This window comes from Mesorhizobium sp. WSM4810, assembly GCF_055811235.1.
On record NZ_JBVVQV010000001.1, the window covers coordinates 464,464 to 488,925 of the forward strand.

A 24,462-nucleotide genomic window follows, 5' to 3' on the forward strand; every position below is an offset into this window, starting at 1 on the left:
CTTCCGTCGCGGCAAGGCACTGGACTCGCTGCGCGATGCCGATATTGTGCTTGGCAAGCGTTGGTGCCGTGCTCTGGCGACGGCAACCGACGGGGAGATACCGGCGGCTTGGTTCGCAGGAACATGTCCCGGTCAACACGGGAGGAAGTCTGATGAGAATTGGGGTCTTTCTGGCCGGCTTTTCGGCTTTTGCCGCGCTGGTTGGCGCGCCTGCCTTCGCGCAGGACAAACCGTTTGCGGGCGTTACCGTGAACGTCATTACGCAGACCGGTGCGATTCAGGAGCCGCTACAGCGGCGCGCGCCCGAGTTCGAAGCGCTCACCGGCGCCAAGATCAATGTCATCGCGGTGCCATTCTCGGATCTCTATCAGAAGATTCTCACCGACTGGGCGAGCGGCACCAACTCGGTCGATGCCGGCGTGTTCGCCCCACAGTGGATGGTCGACTACATTGCCGGCGGCTATCTCGAGGACCTGACGCCGCGAGTCGAGGCCGACAAGGACATCCAGCAGGACGATGTGGGCGCGTTCTTCCGGGACTTCTCCGAGAAGTACAGCGGCAAGACCTACATGATCACGCTCGATGGTGACTTCCACATGATGTACTACCGCAAGGACGTGCTGGAAGCGGCCGGCCTGGCGGTGCCGAAAACCTGGGACGAGTATCTCGAGGTCGCCAAGGCCACGCATGGCAAGGACATGAGCGGCGATGGCACGCCGGATTTCGGCTCCTGCATCGCCAAGAAGCGCAACGCGCAGAGCTATTGGTTCGTCACCGATGTGGTCGGCTCGATGACCCAGTCCAAGGGAACCAGCCAGGGCACCTTCTTCAACACCAAGGACATGACGCCGCTCGTCAACAACGACGCCTTCCGCAAGGCGCTCGACTTCCTGTCTGAATCGACCAAGTACGGCCCGCCGGACGAGTTGAACCTCGACGTCAGCGATACAAGGCCGCTCTTTGCTTCCGGCCGCTGCGCGCTGAACCTCGACTGGGGTGATGTAGGCACGATCTCGATAGATCCGAAGCAGTCCAAGGTGATGGGCAAATGGGGCGCTGCGATCATGCCCGGATCCAAGGAGGTCCTGAACTGGGACACCGGCAAGCTAGAGGCCTGCACGGCAGAAAACTGCCCGCACGCGATCGACGGCGTGAACCATGCACCATTCGCCGCCTTTGGCGGCTGGGGCGGCGGCATCAACGCGGCGGCCGATCCGAAGGTGAAGGACGCCGCCTACGCCTACTTCTCGTTCATGACGCAGCCAGCGCAGTCGAATGCCGACGTTACCGTCGGCGGCACCGGGTTCAACCCGTACCGCACCTCGCAGCTCGGCTACAGCGACCTTTGGAAGAAGGCCGGGATGAGCGAGGAGGAGGCCAAAGTCTACCTGGGCGCGATCAACGACAGCATGAGCAGCCCGAACATGATCCTCGACCTGCGCATCCCACAAAATCAGAAGTACCAGCAGGTCGTGCTCGACGAGGCGGTCTCGCGCTTCCTCGCCGGCGAAATCGACAAGGAAGCGACCGTCGCGGCGGTCGAGGAAGGCTGGAATGAGCTGAACGAAGAGGTTGGCAAAGACGAGCAGCTCAAACTTTACAAGGCGACCATCGGCGCCAAATAGGCAGCCAAGCAAACAACCCGGCGTGGCATCGTCCGCGCCGGGTCTGATGCCTGCCCCACTTTCTCAGGGTATGATGACCGCAACCGACACGATGCCAGACGCTGCCGACCGCCGCAGCTGGGCCGAATGGCTGGACGGTCACTCAGGCCGGATCATGGTGCTGCCAGCAGTCGTCGTGCTTCTCTGCTTCGCAATTTTTCCGCTCATCATCTCGGCCTATCTCGCTCTTTCGCGCTTTGCGCTCGCGTCGGGCGGATTCACGTTGAAATTCATCGGACTTTTGAACTTCCGCAAGCTGCTGGTCGGCTCGCAGCAGTATCACCTGCTCGGCAAGTTTGGCACGTTCGGCTTTGTCCAATCCGCTTTGCTGGCCTTGATCGCGGCAGGGCTGTTTTTCCTCCTCGCCCGCTACTTGTTGCGTGGCAGGCCGACCGTCGTCGGCACGGTTGGTCGGCTTCTCGCGACCTCGATGGCGATGGGCCTGGCGGTTCTTGCGCTGGCCACCATGGCGCCGGGCGGCGTGCCGGGGACTGTCGTCAACACGCTTCTCTACGTGTTCGTCGGCGTGTCCGTGCAGTTCGCACTGGGGCTGGGCCTCGCGCTGCTGTGCGGCCAGCCGATCCGCGGCCGGAATTTCTTTCGCGTCCTCTTCTTCATCCCGCTGATGGTGACCCCGGTCGGCATCGCCTACACGTTCCGCATGCTCGCCGACATGCAGAAGGGGCCCTTCGCCCCGCTCGTGCGCGCTTTCGGCATCAGCGAGTGGTCGTGGGCCACGGAGGCCTGGTCGGCGCGGCTGATGGTGTTGGTCGGCGACACCTGGCAGTGGACGCCGTTCATGTTCATCGTGCTGCTGGCGGCCATCGAAAACCAGCCGCGCGATCAGGTCGAGGCGGCACGGCTCGACGGCGCCAACGGCTTCCAGATTTTTCGCGACATTACCTGGCCAGCGATCGCGCCGATTGCCGCTACCGTCGTGCTGATCCGGCTCATCGAGGCTTTCAAGATCATCGATCTGCCGAACGTGCTCACCGGCGGCGGCCCCGGCCTGGCGACGGAATCGATGACGCTCCATTCCTTCATTTCCTGGCGCACCCAGGATCTCGGCGGCTCGGCCGCTATCGGCTACATGCTGCTCTTCATCTCGACCATCGTATGCGTCTCGTTCTTCAACTTCGTGGTCCGGCCGGCGCGCCGGTTCGAAGCATGAGCACCGAGCCGCGCTCGCTGGCGCGCCGGCTGTTCGAGCCGGCCTCGATCGACAGCCAGGCGCCGGTCGCCAGGGTGCTGACCTATGTGCTGTTGTCCCTGTGGACGCTGGTTGTGGTGATTCCTCTCTACTGGGTGTTCATCACGTCCTTCAAGGGGCCTGGCGAGGTCGACAACGGGCCGTTCTATCTCCCGTTCGTCGACTTTGCTCCGTCGCTTCAGGCATGGGACTTCATGCTGGTGCAGAATTACACGCTGCGCCCTTACATGAATTCGGTCGTTGTCGCCGTCGCCAGCACGCTGCTCGCAGTCCTGATCGGCTCGCTGGCGGCCTACGCGCTCGTGCGTATCCGCTTCCAGGTGAAACTCGCCGCCGTTGCAATCTTCTTGATCCTGCTCACTGCAATCATCGTGGCGGTGGCCACTTTCGGCGTGCGGTGGGAGATCGCTATTGTCGTGGCGGCAGCCCTCTTCGTCATTGCGCTGTTCACGCTCGTTGGACGCACGAAGCTTGCGGTCGGCAACAGCGACATTGAGTTCTGGATCATCTCGAACCGTATCATGCCGCCGATCGTCGCCGTATTGCCGATCTACGTGATGTTCCAGCAGATGCGCCTGCTTGACACGCAGGTGGCGCTGATCGCCACCTACACCGCCATCAACCTGCCGATCGTCGTGTGGCTGACGCGCGATTTCTTCGCCGGCATCCCGCTCGACCTCGAGGAGAGCGCACAAATAGACGGCGCCTCCAAGTTCCGCGTTTTCTTCACCATCGCGCTGCCGCTGGTGCGGTCCGGCCTGGTCGCGACCTTCCTGCTGGTGCTGATCCTTGCCTGGAACGAGTATTTGCTGGCCCTCTTCCTCTCCAATGCCGATGCGCAGACCATGCCGGTGCTGGTATCGGCACAGAACACGACCCGCGGGCCGCAATGGTGGAACATGTCGGTGTTGATAACCGTGATGATCGCCCCCGTGATCATCATCTCAAGCATCCTGCAGAAGCATATCGCGCGCGGACTGCTGGTCGGCGCAGTGAAGGGCTAGTCATTATGCGGGTCACCCTGTCCGATATCTACAAGTCCTTCGGCGCGGTCGAGGTGGTCAAAGGGCTAGACCTGGAGATCGAGGACGGCGAGTTCCTGGTGCTGCTCGGCCCTTCAGGCTGCGGCAAGACGACAGCGCTGCGCATGGTGGCCGGGCTTGAATCGGTGAGTTCCGGCCGCGTCCTCATCGGCGACCGCGACGTCACCCATGTGCTGCCCAAATATCGCGACGTGGCGATGGTGTTCCAGTCCTACGCGCTCTATCCGCACATGACGGTTGCCGAGAACATCGCATATCCGCTGAAGCTGCGTGGCGTGCCGCGCACTGAACGCGACGCCGCCGTGCGCAGCGCCGCCGTCAAGGTGCATCTCGAGGAGTTCCTCGACCGCTATCCACGGCAGCTTTCCGGCGGTCAGCGGCAACGCATCGCGCTCGCCCGCGCCATGGTGCGGCGGCCGAGCGTCTTCCTGATGGACGAGCCGCTCTCCAATCTCGACGCCAAGCTGCGCGGCCACATGCGCTCGGAACTGAAGCGCCTGCAGGCCGATCTGGGCGTGACGACGATCTACGTCACCCACGATCAGATCGAGGCCATGACCCTGGCGCACCGTGTTGCCATCATGAACCGCGGCGTCGTGCAGCAGATCGCGACCCCCCGTCAGATCTACGACGATCCGGCGAACCTGTTCGTCGCCGGCTTCATCGGCTCGCCGCCGATGAATTTTCTCCACGGCGAGCTGGTCGAGGGTAGCTTCGCCTGCGCGGAAGGGCGATTTGCGACCAGCGTTGCCGAAAGCCGGAAAAAGGTCACTGCCGGGCTCCGGCCCGAGGATTGCCGGGTCACCGGCCCATCGGAGGGCGAGATTGCGGCGCGGGTCTATGCCGTGGAACTGATCGGCGATCATACCTTGATCACCTGCCAGTTCGGTGGGGCCACAGTAACCGTCAAGGCCGACAAATCGGCGCACTACGACATGGATGAGCCGATCGGCATCACCTTCCAGGATGCCGCCGTCTTTCTGTTCGATGCGGAAACTGGGGCCCGCATTCGCGGCCGCGCCGGTAGACAGGCGGCCGCGTGACTTAAGTTCTTGTTTTTATGGATGTCGTTATCGCAAAACCGCTGCGTACCCTCGGGTCAGGCCCAAGGGCATGCTTTTGCGCGACATACATTAATTCTCCTCCACGAACACCTCTTCGCGCTTCTTCTTGACCGCCGGCAGGAAGACGATGACGAGCACGGCGAAGGCGATGAACAGCAGGCCGGCGCTGATCGGCCTCGTCACGAAGGTGGTCGGGTCGCCGCGCGCGAGAATCATGGCGCGGCGCAGGTTTTCCTCGAGCAGCGGGCCGAGCACGAAGCCGAGCAGCAGCGGCGCCGGTTCGCAGCGCAGCTTTGTCAGGAGATAGCCGAGCAAGCCGAAGAAGGCGACGGCGTAGAGGTCGTAGATGTTGGTGTTGACGCTGTAAACGCCGATCGAGCAGAACGCCATGATGATCGGGAAGAGCACGTAGTAGGGGATCGTCAGGAGTTTCACCCAAAGCCCGATCAGCGGCAGGTTCAAGATGATCAGCATCAGATTGCCGATCCACATCGAGGCGATGATGCCCCAGAACAGCGCCGGCTGTTCGATCGCGACATTGGGGCCGGGCACGATGCCCTGGATGATCATCGCGCCGATCATCAGCGCCATGACCGGGTTGGCCGGAATGCCGAGCGTCAGCATCGGGATGAACGAGGTCTGCGCACCGGCATTGTTGGCCGATTCCGGTCCGGCGACGCCTTCGACGGCGCCCTTGCCGAATTCCCCGGGGTTTTTCGAGATGCGTTTTTCGACCGTGTAGGAGGCAAAGGCTGCAAGGATGGCGCCGCCTCCCGGCAGGATGCCTAGCGCCGAACCGATGATGGTTCCGCGCACGATCGGCGCCGCCATGCGGCGAAAGTCGTCGCGGGTGGGCATCAGGCCGGAGACGCTTCGGATCATCACCGAGCGCTCGTGCTCGTTTTCGAGGTTGCGCAGGATCTCGGCGACGCCGAAGACGCCGACCGCCACCGCGACGAAATTCAGCCCGTCGGCATATTCGCGGATGCCGAGCGTGAAGCGCGGCGTGCCGGTGTAGATGTCGGTGCCGACGATGCCGAGCAGCAGGCCAAGCACGACCATCGCCAGCGCCTTGACGATCGAGCCGTGGGCGAGCGCGACGGACGAGACGAGGCCGACGATCATCAGCGAGAAATACTCGGCCGCGCCGAATTCCAGCGCGATCGCCGTCAGCGGTGGGGCAAAGACGGCGACGAGGAAGGTCGACACCGTGCCAGCGAAGAACGAGCCTATCGCCGCGATGGCGAGTGCCGCCCCGGCGCGGCCGTTCTTGGCCATCTGGTAGCCGTCGATGGCGGTGACGGCCGACGAGGATTCGCCAGGCATGTTGATGAGGATGGCGGTGGTCGAGCCGCCATATTGCGCGCCGTAATAGATGCCGGCGAGCATGATAAGGGAGGAAACCGGGTCGCCGATCTGGAAGGTGATCGGCAACAGCATGGCGATGGTGGCGGTGGCGCCGATACCGGGCAAAACGCCGATCAGCGTGCCGAGAAGGACGCCGATCAGGCAGAAACCGAGATTTGCCAGCGACGAGGCCGTCGAAAAACCCAGCGCGAGGTTGTCGAGGAGTTCCATATTCATCTCCTCAAAACTGCAGCCACGGGCCGAACCGCCGGAACGGCAGGCCGAGCGCATAGCTGAAGACGAGGAACGCAAACAGCGTCAGGCCGGCGGAGAGCACGAGCGCGGTCAGCGGCCTCATGCGACCGCTGGCAAAGGATGCAATCAGCGCCGTCAGGAAGATCGAGGGGAGGAAGCCGAGGCCGCGCACGGTCAGGCCGAAGAAGATCGGGGCAGGCAGGATGAACAGCATGCCGCGCCAGGCTACATGGCCGATCGGCTCGCTCTCGAAGCGCACCGCTTCGACGAGGATGACGGCGCCAAGCAGGATCAAAACGATTGCCAGGACCAGCGGGAAATAGCCCGGTCCCATGCGGAAGGCGGTACCGATTTCGAGGTCGAGCGACTGCAGCGCGAAAAATCCGCCGAGAAAGATGAACAGCGCGGCGCATATGCCGTTGGTCGTGTCGATTGTGAAGGGTTTCATGACGTCCTCCCAGGCCCGCGCCGCGGGCGCGCCGATGCCGGTGTGAAAATGGGGCCGGTGTAAAAAAAAACGGGGCGCTGGTGGGCGCCCCGTTCAAAATCTCAGTCGGCGTACTGGCCGGCGGCTTCGATGATCGGCTTCCAGCGCGCGATCTCGCCCTCCAGCTTGGCCTTCAGCGCGGCCGGAGTCGCATCAGCTTCAGGCGATGGCTTGGTGCCGAGTTCGGCGAAGCGGGCGACGACATTCGGGTCCTTCAGCGCGACCTGAAGCGACTTCGACAGGCGTTCGGTGACCTCGGCCGGCGTGCCCTTGGGCGCGTAGAGGCCGTGCCAGATGCCGACCTGCACCTCCGGGAGACCGGCTTCCGTCGTCGTCGGGACGTCCGGCAGAACATCGAGGCGTTCAGCCGAGGTGACGGCGTAGACCTTGATCGTGCCGCCCTGGATCTGCTTGGTGGTGTTGGTCGACTGATCGCACATGATGTCGACCTGGCCGCCGAGAAGGTCGGTCATGGCCGGTCCGGTGCCCTTGTAGGGCACGGTGACCAGCGGCGTGCCGATCGCGCTCATGAACAGCATGCCGCACAGATGCGAGGCCGCGCCTATGCCGGCATTGGCGACGGTGACGGTATCCTTGTTGGCCTTGGCGTAGTCGACCAGCCCCTTCAGGTCGGTCGGCTCGAGGTCCTTGCGGCCGACGACGGTCATCGGCACCTCGGTGACGAGGCCGACATATTCGAAGCTGTTCAGCGTGTCGTATGCGAGCTTTCTGTACAGCGTGGCGCTTGTCGCCATGCCGATATGATGGAGGAGAAGCGTATAGCCGTCGGGCTCGGCGCTCGCGACGCGACCGGCGCCCAGCGTGCCGCCGGCGCCGCCGACATTCTCGACGATGATCTGCTGGCCGAGATCCTTCGACATGGCTTCCGCGACGAGGCGCGTGACCGTGTCGGTCGGGCCGCCGGCCGAAAACGGCACCACCACGGTGATGGTGCGTTCGGGATAGGTTTGCGCGCCCGCGGCGAACGAATACAGCGTGACGGCGGCGGCGGCCAGAGCGGCGGCGAATCTTCTCATCTCAACTTCCTCCCAGGATATGAATTCCCAACCGCCTCCTGGAGTTCTTCTCAACACCGGCTGCGGGTGGACCAATAACTAGCGTAACCTAGCGGATTGCAATCGGACTCAAGCCGCATGGTGCTATTATACACAAGTCCGCGCAAATGGGTGAAAAGGTGCCGTCAGGCCGGAGGCGGACTGCCGGACGCCCAGCGGTCGAAGATGGCATGTTTAACGAGCACAGGTCGCGGACCGGCCTGTGGCATTTCCCTCTGGATTATGCGGTGTAAGTGGAGATCGGCTCTCCTGATGTCGACCTGCGAATGGCATGTTCGACGCCGCGAAGCTCGGCCAATCCCTTGAGCCGGCCGATGGCCGGATAGCCGGGCTGCGCCCCGCGCGTCAGGTCATCGAGGATATCCTGGCCATGGTCGGGGCGCATCGGGATGATGGCGTCCGGGCGGCCCTTCACTTTGCGCCGCGCTTCCTCGTGAAGCAGCGCCGCCACCACCGCCACCATGTCGGTGTCGCCGGCAAGGTGCTCGTCCTCGTGGAACGAGCAGGGGGTGCCGGCCGCTTCCTTGCGCACATTGCGCAGATGGGCGAAGTGGATTTTTGGCCCCATCCGCTCGATCATGCCGGGCAGATCATTATCGGGTCTCGCGCCGAGCGATCCGGTGCACAGCGTCGCGCCGTTGGCCGGGCTGTCGACTGCGTCCAGAACGTAGCTGTAGTCGGCCTCGGTCGACATGATGCGCGGCAGGCCGAGCAGCGGAAACGGCGGGTCATCGGGGTGGCAGCAGAGTCGCAGGCCGAGGCGTTCGGCCGTGGGCACGACCTCCGCCAGGAAATCGACGAAATGCCGGCGCAGGGTTGTTGCGTCGATACGGTCATAGTTTGACAGTTGAGCCGCGAGGCCGTCGAGAGACGTGTCTTCGGTCGAGCCCGGCAGGCCGGAATTGACGCTTCTTGCCAGAATCTTGCGCGCATGGTCATCCATTTGCGCATTTCGGCGCGCCGCCTCGGCGGCGATCTCCGGTGTGTAGTCGCCGGGTGCCGCCTGGCGTTTCAGGATATGGATGTCGAATGCGGCGAAGTCGATCAGATCGAAGCGCATGGTGGTGCCGCCATGCGGCAGGCGCCAGGCAAGGTCGGTGCGGGTCCAATCGAGCACGGGCATGAAATTGTAGCAGATGACCGAAATGCCGGCTCGCGCCAGGTTTTCCAGCGATGTCCTGTAGTTGGCAAGATGGCTGCGCCATTCGCCGACCTGCGTCTTGATCGATTCGGAAACCGGCAGGCTTTCGACAATCTCCCAGGTCAGTTCGCTTGCGCTTCCATCCGGCAAGGATGCGACTTCGCGCTGACGCCTTTCGATTTCGGCGGGCAGCCAGACGGCGCCGTGAGGAACGTGGTGAAGGGCCGTGACGATGCCTTGCGCCCCGGCTTGACGCGCGTCCGCAATCGTCACCTTGTCGACCGGGCCGAACCAACGCCACACATGTCTCATTCGAACACTCCTTTAAAAAGAATCGCCGTGCGGCCCGCCCGCGCTCCTGCCGCGGTGTGACCGACCTGCTGCTTTTCTTCATTCGCTGCTATCAGATTCCGGTGTCGGCGCGAATGGCGATAGTGGCTGACGGCAATCGACGCCAGCGCGAAGTTCTAGGCTAAAGCGCGTCGTGTCTGAAGGGATTCATGCGACGCGCTTTAAGTCTTTGTTTTTGTGCATGTCGTTGACCCAAAACCGCTGCGCACTTTTGGGCGGCGTGCATTAGAGCAGCGCTTCGTACAGATCGCCGATCTTTTCAACTTCGAAATCCGCCGCCCTGCTTTTCAGGATGGCGGCAGAAGTGGGGTGGTCCAGCATGTCAGCCATCGCCTTTGCCATAGCCGCGGCATCGCCGACCGGCACCAAGGCGCCGAAACGGCCGTCACCGAGAATCTCGCGCGGGCCATGTGGCGCATCCGTGGAGACCACCGGGACGCCCGCAGCCATGGCCTCGACCAACACATTGCCAAAGCCTTCGCTCGTCGAGGAAAGCACGAACAGGTCGGCTGCGGCATAACAGGCGGCTGGGTCGTTGACGTAGCCAGCAAAGAGCACGTCCGCGCCGATACCGGTTCCCTCGGCATAGGCGCGCAATTCGACAGCCAGCGGACCTTCGCCGAAGATGATAAGCCGAGCGCGGCCGCCGGCGCGCAGGATGGCGAAAGCCCGCAGCAAGGTCCGATGGTCCTTGACTGGCACCAGGCGCCCGGCGGTCGCGATGACCGGGCCATCGCCCATCGTTGACAGCTGTGCCTGCCATGCTTGGGAATCTTGTTCGAGCGCCGCAACCGGCGGCAGCGGATTGTTGATGACGACAATTTTGGATTTGGGAAAACCGCGGGCCGCAAGGTCGCGGCCGACACCCGCTGAGACGGCGATGGCTTTGGTTGCGCGCGCTGCAACCAGTGCGGAAAGCCAGACCGCTATTCTCGCGCCGAGGCTGCTGGAAGGCAGTGAGGCGGCTGCGTGGAAGCTTGGAAAGAACCGCGCCCGGCTTCGAGCCAGGAGAAGCGCCAGCGCCACGACCAGATTGGCAAATTCCGGGGCGCTGTAGACCGCATGCGGACCAAGGCGGCTGAACAAACCTGCGCTTCGCACGATGCCTTTCAGCGTCTCCCACTTGCCGTAACCCTCGCCCTGGATGGGAAGGTCGAAATCGACCAGATGCACGGCGGGGGATCGCAGCGCGGCGTTGGGTCCTTGCGCGTTCCAGGTAAAAAGGGTGACATCGTGCCCACGCGATGCCAATTCATTTGCCATGAGGACGAAGACACGCTCGGCGCCGCCGCCCCTGAGACTGGCGATGTGAAAGACAATGCGCTTCGCCATGCCTGGATTCAGGCTCGGCTGACGCCGATGCCTGATCGGTTCGGCGGCTGGCGCATGTCGCGAACGATACCCATGGCAATGGCCAGCAGCATGCCCAGAGCAAAGCCGGCGAAAGCTCCCAGGCCTGCCGTCACAGGGGTGCGGGGCGGCCACGAGCGACCCGGTGGCGGCACGGCGGTGGAAATCACCTGCACATTGGTGGTGTCGATCTGCTCGCGCTCGGTGATTTGGCGCGCGCGAGACAGGAAGCTTTCATAGACCGCCCTTCTCGAGGCGGCGTCGCGTTCAAGCTCACGCAGGGCGACCTGGGACTCGCTGTCGGTGAAAACGTTGTTCTTCAGAGCGTTCATCCTGGCGGTGAGAGAAGCCAACGAGGCGTTGGCCTTGTCCAGGTTGGCTTTTGCCGTGCCGACCGTGCGGGAGAACTCCGCCCTGAGTTGAGAACTGACGGTTTCGAATTCTGTCCTGAGCCGGACGATCGTCGGGTGGCGCGGACCAAAGGTCATGGACTGAGAATCGATCTGCTGCCGCAAGCCATTCGCCTTGTCGCGCAGCACTGAGAGTGCTGCCGAAACCGCGGGGTCAGGATTGGCCCCATTGACACCGGAAGCAACCAAGGCGTCGTAACTTGCCTGCGCCGCGATAACGCGCGATTGCGCCTCGCCAATTTCGCTATTGAGCTGCGTCATCGTCTGCGAACTGACAAGCTGGCCATTGCTGGCCGACAAATTGTGGCTGCGCCTGTAGCTCTCGACCTTCTCTTCGGCTGCCTGCACGTCGCGCTTGAGTTGGCCGAGCCGGCCCTCAAGAGCAGCTGCGGCACGGCCGGCGCCAGCAGCTTCGGCCGTGGCCAGTTCTTCCTGGAAAGCCTTCACCATGGCTTGCGAGATCAGGATCGCCTTGCCGGTGGTTTCTGCCGATACCGCGAGGGTTGTGACGAACGAGGTTTCATCTGCAGCGACGCTGACCCGCTGCGCCAGGCTTTTCTGGGCGACAAGCTTCGGATCGGACTTGCCGCCACTCACTGCAGCACCAGAGGTGGAAGCGGTCTGGTCCGGATCGAAAAACTCCGGATCGTTGGCGAGACCGAGTTCGTCCACCACACGTGCAAGCACGTTGCCGGAGGTCAAGATGCGCTGCTTGCTGCGCGCGTTCAGTATTTGGCTGTCGACCTGGCCCGGTTGCGAGTAGACATCGTTTTCCACAACCTGCAAATTGGCAGGATTGATGAGGATTTCCGTCGTGACGGTATAACGCTGTTTGCTCAGCAATCCGTAGGCGGCGCCGATGACGCCGCCGGCCACCGCCAGCATCAATGCCAGGACGAGCCCGGCACGCAGCCAGACAAAAAGGCGTCGAAAATCGAGCTCGAGGAAATCGCCGATCTTGTCGAGCGTCACCGTCGGGACAGGCTCGGGCGTGGGCGGAGTGACAGGGGCGGAGGGGCGCGCCGTGACCGGAGCATCCTGTTGCAGCCTTGCCCTGCTGGCGCGCCGCGCATTGGCGATCCGCTCGAATGCGCTGATATTGGAATCCGCTGTAGGGGGAGGGGTTGTGCCGGAAGCGGCAGACATGGCGCTAACTCTGGTTATTCGCTACGCGGACCAGCACTACAGAAAGATCGTTAACATGTCATTTTCCAAGTTGGCATATTTTGCCGAGTCAGGCACCGCGTCTGTTCAGCGGTCCCTTGAATGGATCTCGTTGGCCAGAATGGCGTCTGAATACCCTCACTTGGATCGGCGATGAGCTATCCCGCCGCCGTATCGGAACGAACCAGCCAGGCGCGCCGTCAGAACGCGCTGTCGCTGCTGTTTTTCCTATGCGCGGCGTTGGCGTTCCTGCTCCGCTTCACGGTGTCGCCGCAGATCATGAACATGGTCGTCGACTATACCGCCGACGGCGGTTCATTCTACGAGAAACTGCATGTCGGCACCTATGCCATCTTCCTGCTGCTTCCTGTCGTTCTTTTCAGCCGACCGTTTCTGCTGCAGGGCGACGAAATTGGAATCTTCAAGGCCTTGCTGCTCTATTCTGCGGTGATTTTCGCGCTGGTGCCGTATCTGTTCATCACCGGCCGCGCCGGCTCCTCCGGGTTTATCATCGATACCTATCTGGTGGCGGGCGCCGCAGGCCTGTTGATGCTGGCCCTGAACGCGCAAGTGCGGCGTGCCTTGGGCGACCTCGTGCTTGGGATGGTGGTCCTCAGCGCTGTGATGGGCACGATCGAAGCGGTGACTCAACATCGGTTTCTGCCCTACGGTCTCAACGAACTGCAGTTCAGGCCGATCGGGCTATCGGCGCACCCGCTGGCCCTGGGCGCGCTCTGCGCCACAGTCATCGGGTTCGTACCGCTGACGAACTGGCGCATATGGGTTCGGGTGCTGGCGATCTTCGTATTGCTCGTCGGCTGTGCTGCATCAGGCGCGCGCGCCGCCCTGTTGCTCGCTGCCGCAGAAACCCTCATTCTGCTGATGTTCGTGCCTTGGCCGCGCCTGTCCCTCAAGCATCAGCGGCAGGCCAAGTCTGTCGTGCTGCTGTTCGCTGTGGCGGGCGGCGCAGTGCTGGTGGCCATACTGTTTTCGGGCGGGCTGCTGAACCGATTCGGCAACACGATCTTTGACGAAAATTTCATGGCGCGGGTGACGATCTACCAGGTGTTCGGACTTGTCAGCTGGAAAGACATCCTGTTTGGCATGAACGTCGACGACCTCCTGGCGATCGTCAACGAGAAGTTGCATCTGCCCTATATCGAGAGCGCGCCGGTGGTCATCATCATGCTGTTCGGCTTGCCGATCGCTGCGCTCTTCATCGGGCTGGTATTCTGGTTCATTTTCCGGTTGCTGCGCGGGGCGCTGCTGCCGGCATGGATCGGCACCATGACGTTCCTGCTTGCTGCGCTATCGAACAACGCGCTCTCGTCAAAATCGCCGGAGATCACCATTATCGTGGTGTTGCTGCTTGCCTATAGAAACGATCCGTTTCGAAACCGGCAGGGGAGCATATTGTCGACCGCGGCGGCATCCGAGCCGACACTGGACCGGCCTGGACAGCGCAGACTCCAGACGCGTCAGCCGGCGCTATCCACAACCTCGAGATTGCCTGCGCGGTTGAGCGTGTGAATGCCAGCGCGGACCCATGCCGGCCCCGGGCCGATCGGGCAGGGCGGCGCAAAACGGACCTCGAAATCGTCAAGCCGTTCCAATCGCATCAACCCGAGACCGCCGCCATAGGCTCTCGAGCCGTTTTGCACCGGCAGCACCGGGGCGTCACCGTGGCGGATGAAGGCGCCGCCGGGCCGAGCGGCCGAGTGATCGACGGCGATGGGATTGAGCGCGTGCGTAACCCACGGCCCGCGCAGCGAGGGTGCGGAATAGACCGCCATCGTGTCCGACGCGCTGCCATAACCGAACCGCTCCGTCCCCAATAGCCAGAAGCGGCCGGCCGATTCGAGCAGCGTGGCGTCATTGAAATCCTTGTCCGTCAACAGCACGGTGTCGCGTACCCAGCGATCTGGAAACTGCGCAGCGCGGTAGAGCACAAGCTCGCGGGCCGCCGCACTTTCAGGAATCATGAAAATCTCGCCGGCGTGAGCGAACACCTGCGGATACGACAAATGGTGGGTTTCCTCCAGCACCACCCTCGGCACGCCGAAGCTGCCGTCGTCACCCAGTTCGGCGACAGAAATCACGCCGCGACCGGTAGCGTAGGGAAATTCCTCGACAAAAAGATAGTGGCGGCCATCCCGCTCGAGGACGAACGGATCGGCATAGAATCGCTGGCCATCGTCCGCGAGGACGGTGAACGGCTTACCGTCGAGTTGCCCGGTTTCGGCGACACCTGGCCCGTCGATCAGCCGATAGGCAACCTGCCAATAGAAGGGACGCCGTCCAAGCCTGAGTTTTTGCACGGCGCGATCGAGCAACCCGCGGCAGAAAAAGGACAGATAGTGCCGGACAAAACCGGCGTTCCTCAGCATCGGCGCCGGACTATCGGCAATTGGCGCAAGTTCGCCCGCGGCAAAACGGGCGACGCTTTGCGCAACCAGCGAGATGGCCCCAGCGAGCAGGTCGTTGCAGCTGCGAGACAGCCAGAGCCGGTCGCCGAGCATCGGTCGGCCCCGGGCGACTGTGACGCCGTCGAGGCGCACGGCAAGTTCGGGCAATCGCCCGCTCGCCAGCGTCTCGGCCACACCGGCAGGGAAGCTGCTGCGGCCGCAAAATTCGAGCGTCAGAACCGGCGTGCCTCGCCGTGCGAAAGTGCCGGTAAGATCGACCACGAGTTCGGCCGGACCAGAACCGCCAGACGGCAACGGCTCGGAGCGGCTTGCCAATGAGGGACCGAAGCGCCGGCTCTCGATCGCCAGCACATTATCCAGGCCGCGTGCGATCGGCGCAGGCGTCGGCGCGCGGCCGCTCGAAACCACGTGACCGCCTGCGCTCAACCGCACCAGAAGCGCATTTTCCCAGCGCCGAGATCCGACCGTGTGGCCGATAATTAAAATATTAGTCAATCGAATATATTCTTTTTCAAGACTACTCTGCCAGGATACCTATCGGTTCAGGCTTTCACAAGAGTTACCGGGGCGAACGTGGGCTTGGTTGTTAATCATATATTAAGATTTAAGGTCACGGAGGCGGCTTCTGCCGCTATTATAGCTCGTGGCGAATAATCGGCAGGTCGCGACGCCTTCTGGCGACCAGGATCAGCAATGAACATCCTTTCACATCCAAAATTGCCGTCCAGGCAAAAACTGCTGATCGTGTTCGGCACCAGGCCTGAGGCGCTCAAATGCTTTCCGGTGGTGCGTGCCGCGCTTGCCCATCCAGGTTTCATCACCGAGACATGCATCACCGGCCAGCATCGCGAGATGGTCGACCAGGTCATCGAACTGACCGGCCTGCCGGTGCATCATGATCTCAACATCATGCAGCCCGGCCAGACATTGTTCGACGTGACCTCGCGCGTGCTGCTGGGCATGGCCGAAGTGCTGGAGCAGGCGAAGCCTGATATCGTCCTCGTGCAAGGCGACACGACCACGGCGATGACTGCGGCTTTGGCTGCCTTCTACAAGCGCATCCCGGTCGCCCATATCGAGGCCGGATTGCGCAGCCACAATATCAACTCTCCGTTTCCAGAGGAACTGAACCGCAAGATTGCCGGCGATATCGCGACCTGGCATTTCGCGCCGACCATCCAGGCGCGCGACAATCTCATCGCCGAAGGAAAGGCTGCGAGCACCATCTTCGTGACCGGCAACACGGTGATAGACACGCTGTTGCATTTTTCCGGCGCGATCGACGCCGACAGTCTGATGAGCGCAAAACTCGCCGCCGGTTTCCCGTTCCTCGATCCGGCCAAGAAAATGGTGCTCGTCACCGGTCATCGTCGTGAGAATTTCGACGGCGGCATCCATCGTATCTGCACGGCGCTGAAGGGGCTGGCAATGCGCGAGGACGTGCAGATCGTCTATCCGGTCCATCCCAACCCCAATGTGCGCTCGGTGGTGAACGCAGAACTGGGCGGCGTGCCGAACATCCACCTGGTCGACCCGCAGGACTATCTGCCGTTCCTGTTCCTCCAAAAGCAGAGCTATCTGGTGCTGACCGATAGCGGCGGCGTGCAGGAAGAAGCGCCTTCGCTCGGCAAGCCGGTGCTGGTGATGCGTGAGAATACCGAGCGGCCCGAGGGGATCGCGGCGGGCACCGCCCGTCTCGTCGGCACCGATATCCAAAAGATCCTGTTGAATGCCAACAGCCTGCTCGACGACCAGGCGGCCTATCGCGGCATGGCGGAACGACACAACCCCTATGGCGATGGCCGGGCCAGTAACCGGATCGTTGAGGAACTGCTGCATCATGGCTGAGATCAAGACCGTTTCCGTTATCGGCATGGGCTATATCGGCCTGCCGACCTGTGCCATCTTCGCCAGTCGCGGGCTCGACGTCATCGGCGTCGACGTCAACGAAGCGGTGGTCGAGAAGGTCAATCGCGGCGAGATCCACATCGTCGAGCCGGACCTCGATGGTCTGATCCAGAAGGTTGTGGCAAACGGCAAGCTCAGGGCTTTCAGCACGCCGCAGCCTGCGGACGCCTTTGTCATCGCCGTGCCGACCCCGATGACCGCGGACCACAAGCCTGACGTGAGCTATGTGCTCGCGGCGGCACGCAGCGTTGCCTCGGTGCTGAAGCGGGGAGATCTTGTGGTGCTGGAATCGACATCGCCGGTCGGCACGACGCGCATCATGACCGGACTGCTTGCCGAGTTGCGGCCCGATCTCAAATTTCCTCTCGCGCATGGCGAACAGGCCGATGTCCTGGTCGCCTACTCGCCCGAGCGGGTGTTGCCGGGAAAGGTCCTAACCGAGCTGATCAACAACGATCGCTCGATCGGCGGACTATCGCGCAAGTCGTCGGAACGCACCGCGGCACTCTATTCAACCTTTGTTGCCGGCGACCTGTTCACGACCCAGGCCGAAAGCGCGGAACTGGTGAAGCTGACCGAAAACGCGTTCCGCGACGTCAACATCGCCTTTGCCAACGAGCTTGCGGCGGTGTGCCAGGATCTGTCGCTCAACGTCTGGGAGGTGATCGATCTCGCCAACCGGCACCCCCGCGTGAACATCCTGCAGCCGAGCCCGGGCGTCGGCGGCCACTGCATTGCCGTCGATCCGTATTTTATCATCGATGCCGCGCCCAACAGCACGCGGCTGATGGCTTCGGCACGCCGGATCAATTCCGAGCGTCCGTTGTCGGTGGTCAGGGATATACAAGCCTTGCTCGACCCATCCCGCAAGCAGACGATCGCTTGCCTTGGCCTCAGCTTCAAACCCAATATCGACGATATGCGCGAGAGCCCGGCTGTCGAGGTGGTGAAGCTTTTGTCGGATATCCCCAACCTGAAGATCATTGCGGCTGAACCCAACGCACGCAGGCTGCCGCATGAGCTCGAGGGCAAGGGCATCGTCTTCACCGATGCGCTTTCCGCCATCGACCAGTGCGATATCGTCGTCCTGCTGGTCGACCATCGGCAGTTCAATCTGGTTGATCCCGAAGCGCTCAAGGACAAGAAGCTCATCGATACCAGGGGTTTGTGGACCTGGCGCAAGGCACGCAAGCCCGACGCCCGCATCGAAGGCAAGAAATCAGCGCTCGAGGCGCTTGCTGCAAGTGCAGAGGAGGCCGCATGAACGCGCACGACCCAGCCTGGGCACAGCATCGCCTGTTGGCGTCGCGGCGCCGGGAATTCCTCGGCGCGCCGATCCATGCGCTGACCATGGCCGAGACACTGGCCATCGCCGATGAGGCGATGACCCTGCGGCGGCCGCTGCATCATGTGGTGGTGAATGTCGCCAAGCTTGTGAACATGCGCAACAATAGCGAGCTGCGGGAGGATGTCGCGACGGCGGATGTGATCAACGTCGACGGCATCGGCGTGCTTTGGGGGGCGCGTCTTTGCGGCGTCGCGCTGCCGGAGCGGGTGGCCGGCGTCGACATCATGATCAATCTGCTGAGCCTCTGCGCGAAGCGTGGCTTCAGGCCCTTCCTCCTGGGCGCCGAACAATCCGTTCTCGATGCCGTTGGAATGCGACTTGCCAAGGATCATCCGGGTCTCGTCGTCGCCGGCATGCGCAATGGCTATTTCAAGCCGGAAGACGAGGCCGGCATCGTCGAGGCGATCAACGCCTCGGGGGCCAACTGCCTGTTGGTGGCGATGCCGACGCCGCGCAAGGAGCGCTTTATCAAGCGCTATCGTGACGAACTCACCCCGAGTTTCGTCATGGGCGTGGGCGGCAGTTTCGATGTCTATGGCGGCAAGGTTGCCCGGGCGCCAAAACTGGTTCAAGCGGCCGGTCTGGAGTGGTTGTTTCGCGTGGCGCAGGAGCCGCGACGCTTGTGGCGCCGCTACTATGACACCAACGCCGCCTACGCGGCGCTGCTGTGCCGGGAGTTATGGGGCCGTCGGGGACGCCGGAAGGTCGGTCCATAAATAGCGATTACCAGGGCGCCGACCCTGGGCTGCTGCGTCGGTCCGAAGTCGGAGCCGCCTTTTCCAGGACTATGGCACGGCAATTTGGCAAATGCCGTTGCGGCCTAGGCGAGCCTTAGCCGCGCCCTCAGCTTGGCTACGAATTGCATCGCGGCGGCAGGGTAGACCAGCCAGGTCAGCCCGAAGAAAACCACTGTGCCAGCGGCGGCGCCCGCGACGAGCGAGAAGATGGCCGGCATATCGCCGAACAGAGCGCTGGCAAGGCCGGCGGCCAGCCCCGTGCTGAGCGAGATGACGACCGACATGCCGATGTCGCGCCATGGCACCGGCACCGGGGTGAGCCGTTCGCTGATGATAATGCAGGCTAAAAGGCCGACCAGCGATCCGCCCGCCAGTGCCAAAGCAGCGCCGACCTCCGCCATCGGCGGGATCAACAGCACGGACAGTGCGATTGTCGCCACCGAGCCGAAGGAATTGGCGATGATCAGCAGCCACGGCCGCTTGTGCGCGTGCACCACGGTGCCATAGACGAAGCTGGCGAGATTGGCACACAGCACGCTGAAGGCGATGATCGGAAAGAGCAGACCGAAACGGCCGTGATATTCGGAGGGCAGCAGTAGCTGCGTGATATCGCTGCTGAGTGCGACCAGCATCGCTGCAACCGGCAGGCATAGGCGCATCATCAAGGCCATCAATTGCGACAGCAACCGGCCCGATGCCGCAGGCCCGTCGTCGTCGAACCGACTGACCACCTCGGGAAAGGCGCCCATGTTAATGGAATTGGCGACCATATCGATCGGCTGGCGGGCCAGTGCATAGGCTGCGGCGAAGATCGCCACTGCGCCGGCATCGTAATAGATCTTGAGGAACACACGCTCGGCGCTATGCAGGCCGAAGCCTACCAGCGCCATTATGACCAGGGGCACGCCGAGGACGAAGAACTCCTTTTGGGTGAAGCGTGGCGGACCGGCAACGACGCGTCGGGATGCCATGATGCCCGCCACGATACCGGCGATTAAAACACCAAGGCTCGAGCCGAGCGATACCGTCAGAAAGGAATCTTGAAACAGGACGATGGCGCCGATCGGCAGCGCCAGCTGCAGCAGGGCGCGCAGGAACTCGAGCATCGAATAGACCGAATGACGCTGCTGCATCTGCAGCACCGTCAACGCGTAGCGGCCGATGGAACCGGCAATCAGGTAGCTGCACACAGCGGTCGCGAACTCGACCCAGCGCTCCGGCACGATCACTGCGGAGGCGACCACGGATATGATTAGCGCCAGTGCCGTGCTGGCAAGCAACACCCGCCCGGCCAGCATCAGGCTGCCGCGGCTGACGTCGCCTTTGCCGCCAAGCCTGAGCAAAGCGATGCGCAGCCAGTTGGTGACTGCAATGTCGGTCATTTCGCCGACGGTCACCACTAGGGTCAGCAGGCCATACTCGGTCTGGTCGATCAGCCGCGTCACGATGACTAGCAGGAGCAGCGCCGAAATCCGCGTCAGCAGGATCGCCGGGGCATAGATGAGCGTGGAGCGCAGCAGCAAAGGGTCGTCCCCGGAAAATTCCACCTCGACTAGCCGTCGACTGGCGGAAAATCCAGCACGACAGCGGCGAAAGGTGAACAGATTCAGTTTGAACTAAAAAATTTGTCGTAAACTTACCGGGAACGTTTGCTTTGTGGTTACTCGGTCCGTGCTATCCAGAATACCATGCTGCAAAGTCTCTTACCCGATCGAAAAATCCATGTCCTGGTCGCGACCCCGTCGGGTGTGTCGGGGCAGGGCGGCATCGACCGCATCATGGCGGCGCTTGATCGCGAACTCCAACGGCAGGGAGTTGGAAAGATCGAAGCGAGGTTCCTTCCCAGTCGCGGTTCGGGCTCGGTCGCGCTGTCGGTCTTCTACATGATTGGCTTTTGCCTTCGGATGTTCATCGCGCGTATTGCCGGCCGTGCCGACGTCGTTCACATCAACGTATCGAGCTTTGGCAGTACCTACCGCAAGATGGTCATCGCGAGGTGCGCGCGATTGCTCGGCATCCCCTATGTGCTGCATTTGCATGGAGCTCAATACCAGACGTTCTGGAAGGAAAACCGCAGCTTCATGAGCCGCCACATCCGGCATATGTTCGAGCATGCCGATCGGATCGTGGTTCTGGGCCGTATCTGGCGCGACTTCGTCACGGCACGGGCACCAGGCGCGGCCGCGAACATAGTGATTGTGCCCAATGCTACCGAAGTGCCGTCGCTCGCCCATGTCGGTGGTGGAGACAGCGTTCACATCCTGTTCCTGGGCCGTATCGGCGACCGCAAGGGCGTGCCGCAATTGTTGGACGCACTGCATCGCATGAAGCCTGCCAGACAGTGGCGCGCCACAATCGCCGGTGATGGTGACGTCGAGGCCGTACGGGCAAGATCGGCCGGGCTGGGGCTTGCCGGATGTATTGCGTTTCCAGGCTGGGTGGGTCCGAACGAGGTTGCATCGCTGATCGCTTCGGCCGACATTCTGGCGCTTCCCTCATTCGCCGAAAACCTCCCGGTCTCGGTCATCGAGGGAATGGCCTCCGGCCTCGCGGTGGTAACCACGCCTGTCGGCGCCGTAGAGGACATCATCATCGACAAGAAGACCGGGTTGCTGGTGCCGCCCGGCGATGTGGCGGCGCTGACCGAGGCACTGACAGAACTGGTTGACGACACGGCGTTGCGCGCCCGTCTTGGCTCGGCTGCCATGGCGGTGCACCGGGAACGGCTGGAGCTTTCTTCGTTCGCGGCATCGATATGCCGTGTGTGGCATGAGGCGGCAAACGGCAGGTCCGGTGCAAAATCATGAATTTTCTTGACGTAGCGCGCGGTGCCTATGTGCGAAGCCCGACAGCGGTCAGGCGGCTGCTGGCGCCCGTGCTGGCGCTGGCGCCAACTCGGGTAAAATTTGGTGCGACCTATCGGTCGTGGCGGAGCCGGATCGCCATGGCCGCCGAGGATCCTGTCTATGCCGGGCAATTTCATCTGGCCGCGCTGCGCGCGCTGTTGCGGAAAGCCCATGCCGGCAGTCCGTTCTATCGCGAGTCGATCGACCAAGCCCTCGGTCCTGGCTTCGATCTGTCGACGCTGGGACTTGCCGACCTGCGCCGCCTCCCGGTTCTGTCCAAGGACATCCTGCGAAAGGCTGGAACTGCAGCGTTGGCGGTGCCGATTGCCCAACTGGATGAGGCCTCCGGCAACGGCTCCAGCACCGACAAGCCATTTCGCTTCTATCTCGATAAGGATCGGAGCGCCCGCGAGATGGCGTTCGTCTACCACGTCTGGTCGCGGATCGGTTTTGATGAAGGCACGGCGCGCGTCTGCTTCCGCGGCTTCAGCCTCGATGCCACCGGCAAGCGACGGCATGAATGGGACCCGGCACTCCGTGAACTGAGGCTCGCTGTCTTTCCAATGACCATCGACGACGCCGATGCCTATCTCGACCTGATCGACGCGCGGGGCATCACGTATTTTTATGGCTATCCCTCGGCCATAGAGCTGTTTTGCCGGCATATGCGCGTGCTTGACCGAGTACCAAAACGGCCCGTCAAGGGCATGATGATGATCTCAGAGCCAGTCCATCCCCATCAACGGGAGATCATCCGAAACGTTCTTGGCGACGTACCGCTGTCCTGCTTCTATGGGCTCAGCGAAAAGGTGCTGTTCGCCGAAGAAACGCCCGGAGCCCTCGGCAGCTACGAGTTCAATCCTCTCTACGGCCTCGCCGAATTGGTCGACGCGGCAGGCGAGCCGGTAACAGAGACAGGCAAGGAGGGAAGGCTCGTCGGCACTGGCTTCCTGTCGACCGGCATGCCTTTCATCCGCTACGATACCGGCGACTCTGCCCGGTTGGTGGAATTGCCGAATGAGGCAAACGGCCAGCGGCTTAGAGTCGAGGCTGTCATGCCGCGCCGAAACGTCGACTATCTGGTGACCGCCGACGGCGGCCGGGTGGTGACGACGCACCTCGTGCCCGACGGCCCCGCATTCTTCGACGGCATAGAGGAACTGCAATTCTACCAGGACCAGCCCGGCGAGGCATTGATTCGCTATATCCCGACCGCCGGGGCGGCACCTGCCTGCGCCGCGCGACTCGTCGAGTCGTTGGTCAACCGCACAAACGGTCGTATCCGGTTTTGCCTGAAAGCCGTGGACCGCATTGCCGCCGGGCGGGGCGGCAAGCGGGCGCTCATCAACCAGCAACTCGACATGTCGCGTTACTGAAACGCAAGACCCAGCGCTCGCACCAGTCCGCCATCAGCTACGGGCGGTCCGTCGGGGAGGATCAGCGACATCCCATGCGGATTGGCGAATTCCCAGACAGACCAGGGTATCGCGAAGCGTTCCGCCTGCTGGCGCACCGCCTCGAGATAGCGCAGACGGTCAGCGTCGAACGCGCCCATGCGGCCGTCCGCCGACATGAGGATGACGCCGAATTCGCCCATGAACAGCCGCCGGCTTGGAATGCCATGCGCCTGGCCCCAGTCGACCGCCTGACGGAAGCTCGCCTCGAGTTGGCTCGGCCCCCAATTCTGCTCGAAATACCGGGCGATTGCTTCACGCGCCGCGACCATGTTCATCACCTGCTCGACCGGGCTCAAGCCGGCGGCGTCCATTCGGGCCTTAAGGGTTTCGGTCACCTTTTCGGGCGTGCTGCTGTCGGCCGGCCAGGGCAGCCCCGAGGCGAAAGCGCCTGTACCGTCGGAGCGCTGGTGGGTGAAACTGTGCGGCTCGTACATATGGAAGCTGTAGTAGATGTTCGGATCGTCAAAGCCGGGGGCGAGATTGACCAGTCCGGCAATGCTGCCGCCACAGGCGCCTGTTGCGATGATGGTCAGTTCGCTGCTGACTGCGCGAATATCGCGGACCGTGTCTGCCATGATCCGCTGCCAGTCATCGCTGCCGCTCGGATCACAGGGATAGTATGCCGGCTCGTTGTAAGGCTCGAGGGCTGCCTTGTCGGTGCCAACCCTGGCCAGCATGGTGGCGACCGCCACAACCATTTGGCGATAGCTGGCAACGCCTTCGCTGTCGGCACCGTCATAGATCATCTCCATGCTGTAGGCCGGAACCTGGGTGACGCCGTGCAGGTCGAAAACCACCTTGAGGCCGGCCGACGTGACCCGCTCGACCGCGGCGGCAAGTATGTCCAGCGCCTGCTGGCGTTTGGCGCCCCGGCTGGCAAGCAGAGGGCCGGGATCGACGCTCAGCCGGACGAAGTCGAAGCCCATCGACCGAATGTGCGCAAACGCGTCGCCGGGCCAATCGGTGAGCGGGGTATGTGCAGCGCGCCACTCCTGCTCGCTGCGATAGGGCGGCCAACGGTAGGATCCATCGTTCTCCACCGGCGACCAGTTGAGCCATTCATGCACGCCAACGCCGCGCTGCAGCGGGATCGGGGCAGCGCTGGCGGCTATCGCCATGCCGAGCATCCATGCTGCAACAAGCGCCGTCCTTCTCATCGCCACTCTTTCCGTTTCATG

At 62.6% G+C, this 24,462-nt stretch carries 19 protein-coding genes; 10 read left to right on the forward strand and 9 right to left on the reverse strand.

Going from position 1 to position 24,462, the window contains the following annotated elements:
* Positions 1–152 precede the first annotated feature (152 nt).
* The 4 genes from AC0L3O_RS02240 to AC0L3O_RS02255 all read left to right on the forward strand — a co-directional run bounded on the left by AC0L3O_RS02240 (position 153) and on the right by AC0L3O_RS02255 (position 4,960).
* Positions 153–1,625 (forward strand): ABC transporter substrate-binding protein, encoded by a 1,473-nt coding sequence (locus tag AC0L3O_RS02240; protein ID WP_091596667.1) that lies wholly within the window; start codon positions 153–155, stop codon positions 1,623–1,625.
* A gap of 73 nt (positions 1,626–1,698) precedes the next feature.
* Positions 1,699–2,835 carry a carbohydrate ABC transporter permease gene (locus AC0L3O_RS02245; protein ID WP_473614657.1) on the forward strand — a complete coding sequence of 379 codons (1,137 nt, stop codon included), beginning with the start codon at positions 1,699–1,701 and terminating at the stop codon, positions 2,833–2,835.
* Positions 2,832–3,878, forward strand: a complete 1,047-nt coding sequence (locus AC0L3O_RS02250; protein ID WP_023797762.1) for a carbohydrate ABC transporter permease — start codon at positions 2,832–2,834, stop codon at positions 3,876–3,878. Before AC0L3O_RS02245 ends, AC0L3O_RS02250 begins: the two co-directional genes overlap by 4 nt.
* A 2-nt stretch (positions 3,879–3,880) precedes the next feature.
* Positions 3,881–4,960: an ABC transporter ATP-binding protein gene (locus tag AC0L3O_RS02255; RefSeq protein WP_473614736.1), complete on the forward strand. Its 1,080-nt coding sequence runs from the start codon at positions 3,881–3,883 to the stop codon at positions 4,958–4,960.
* 90 nt (positions 4,961–5,050) lie between these two features.
* On the opposite strand, the gene AC0L3O_RS02260 is transcribed toward AC0L3O_RS02255, so the two are convergent.
* The 6 genes from AC0L3O_RS02260 to AC0L3O_RS02285 all read right to left on the reverse strand — a co-directional run bounded on the left by AC0L3O_RS02260 (position 5,051) and on the right by AC0L3O_RS02285 (position 12,544).
* Positions 5,051–6,559, reverse strand: a complete 1,509-nt coding sequence (locus tag AC0L3O_RS02260) for a tripartite tricarboxylate transporter permease (protein ID WP_027151366.1) — start codon at positions 6,557–6,559, stop codon at positions 5,051–5,053.
* Positions 6,560–6,569: 10 nt separating this feature from the next.
* Entirely contained in the window at positions 6,570–7,031 is a 462-nt protein-coding gene (locus AC0L3O_RS02265) for a tripartite tricarboxylate transporter TctB family protein (RefSeq protein WP_023797766.1), read from the reverse strand.
* A 101-nt stretch (positions 7,032–7,132) separates the two neighbouring features.
* Positions 7,133–8,107 carry a tripartite tricarboxylate transporter substrate-binding protein gene (locus tag AC0L3O_RS02270; protein ID WP_128246209.1) on the reverse strand — a complete coding sequence of 325 codons (975 nt, stop codon included), beginning with the start codon at positions 8,105–8,107 and terminating at the stop codon, positions 7,133–7,135.
* 259 nt (positions 8,108–8,366) lie between these two features.
* A complete protein-coding gene (uxuA, locus tag AC0L3O_RS02275) occupies positions 8,367–9,599 on the reverse strand; it encodes a mannonate dehydratase (protein ID WP_473614658.1) in 1,233 nt (410 codons plus the stop codon).
* A 264-nt stretch (positions 9,600–9,863) separates the two neighbouring features.
* Positions 9,864–10,970: a glycosyltransferase gene (locus AC0L3O_RS02280; RefSeq protein ID WP_287259124.1), complete on the reverse strand. Its 1,107-nt coding sequence runs from the start codon at positions 10,968–10,970 to the stop codon at positions 9,864–9,866.
* An 8-nt stretch (positions 10,971–10,978) separates the two neighbouring features.
* The gene (locus AC0L3O_RS02285) at positions 10,979–12,544 is read right to left on the reverse strand and encodes a GumC family protein (RefSeq protein WP_128173290.1); all 1,566 of its coding nucleotides are present in this window, start codon (positions 12,542–12,544) and stop codon (positions 10,979–10,981) included.
* Positions 12,545–12,715: 171 nt separating this feature from the next.
* Between AC0L3O_RS02285 and AC0L3O_RS02290 the strand changes: the two genes are divergently transcribed.
* Positions 12,716–14,092: a VpsF family polysaccharide biosynthesis protein gene (locus AC0L3O_RS02290; protein WP_287225747.1), complete on the forward strand. Its 1,377-nt coding sequence runs from the start codon at positions 12,716–12,718 to the stop codon at positions 14,090–14,092.
* Here AC0L3O_RS02290 and AC0L3O_RS02295 read toward each other — a convergent pair.
* Positions 14,041–15,483, reverse strand: a complete 1,443-nt coding sequence (locus AC0L3O_RS02295; RefSeq protein WP_473614659.1) for a glucosamine inositolphosphorylceramide transferase family protein — start codon at positions 15,481–15,483, stop codon at positions 14,041–14,043. The two genes, AC0L3O_RS02290 and AC0L3O_RS02295, sit on opposite strands and share 52 nt — an antisense overlap.
* Before the next feature lie 198 nt (positions 15,484–15,681).
* On the opposite strand from AC0L3O_RS02295, the gene wecB reads away from it, so the two are divergent.
* From wecB to AC0L3O_RS02310, 3 genes are read left to right on the forward strand one after another with little or no spacing between them, the layout of a single operon-like run.
* Entirely contained in the window at positions 15,682–16,836 is a 1,155-nt protein-coding gene (gene wecB, locus AC0L3O_RS02300) for a non-hydrolyzing UDP-N-acetylglucosamine 2-epimerase (RefSeq protein ID WP_091596635.1), read from the forward strand.
* A complete protein-coding gene (gene wecC / locus AC0L3O_RS02305) occupies positions 16,829–18,160 on the forward strand; it encodes a UDP-N-acetyl-D-mannosamine dehydrogenase (RefSeq protein ID WP_287342127.1) in 1,332 nt (443 codons plus the stop codon). Before wecB ends, wecC begins: the two co-directional genes overlap by 8 nt.
* The gene (locus tag AC0L3O_RS02310; protein WP_287395704.1) at positions 18,157–18,960 is read left to right on the forward strand and encodes a WecB/TagA/CpsF family glycosyltransferase; all 804 of its coding nucleotides are present in this window, start codon (positions 18,157–18,159) and stop codon (positions 18,958–18,960) included. Before wecC ends, AC0L3O_RS02310 begins: the two co-directional genes overlap by 4 nt.
* A 104-nt stretch (positions 18,961–19,064) precedes the next feature.
* Here the strand turns inward: AC0L3O_RS02310 and AC0L3O_RS02315 are convergent, their stop codons facing one another.
* Positions 19,065–20,504: a lipopolysaccharide biosynthesis protein gene (locus AC0L3O_RS02315; protein WP_287342129.1), complete on the reverse strand. Its 1,440-nt coding sequence runs from the start codon at positions 20,502–20,504 to the stop codon at positions 19,065–19,067.
* A 165-nt stretch (positions 20,505–20,669) separates the two neighbouring features.
* On the opposite strand from AC0L3O_RS02315, the gene AC0L3O_RS02320 reads away from it, so the two are divergent.
* Both AC0L3O_RS02320 and AC0L3O_RS02325 read left to right on the forward strand, forming a co-directional pair.
* Positions 20,670–21,788, forward strand: coding sequence for a glycosyltransferase family 4 protein (locus AC0L3O_RS02320; RefSeq protein ID WP_287342130.1), 1,119 nt, complete (start codon positions 20,670–20,672; stop codon positions 21,786–21,788).
* On the forward strand, positions 21,785–23,203 hold the full coding sequence (locus AC0L3O_RS02325; protein ID WP_287395706.1) for a phenylacetate--CoA ligase family protein: 1,419 nt from the start codon (positions 21,785–21,787) through the stop codon (positions 23,201–23,203). Before AC0L3O_RS02320 ends, AC0L3O_RS02325 begins: the two co-directional genes overlap by 4 nt.
* On the opposite strand, the gene AC0L3O_RS02330 is transcribed toward AC0L3O_RS02325, so the two are convergent.
* Positions 23,197–24,441 carry a glycoside hydrolase family 5 protein gene (locus AC0L3O_RS02330; RefSeq protein WP_287342132.1) on the reverse strand — a complete coding sequence of 415 codons (1,245 nt, stop codon included), beginning with the start codon at positions 24,439–24,441 and terminating at the stop codon, positions 23,197–23,199. The genes AC0L3O_RS02325 and AC0L3O_RS02330 overlap by 7 nt on opposite strands.
* Positions 24,442–24,462 lie beyond the last annotated feature (21 nt).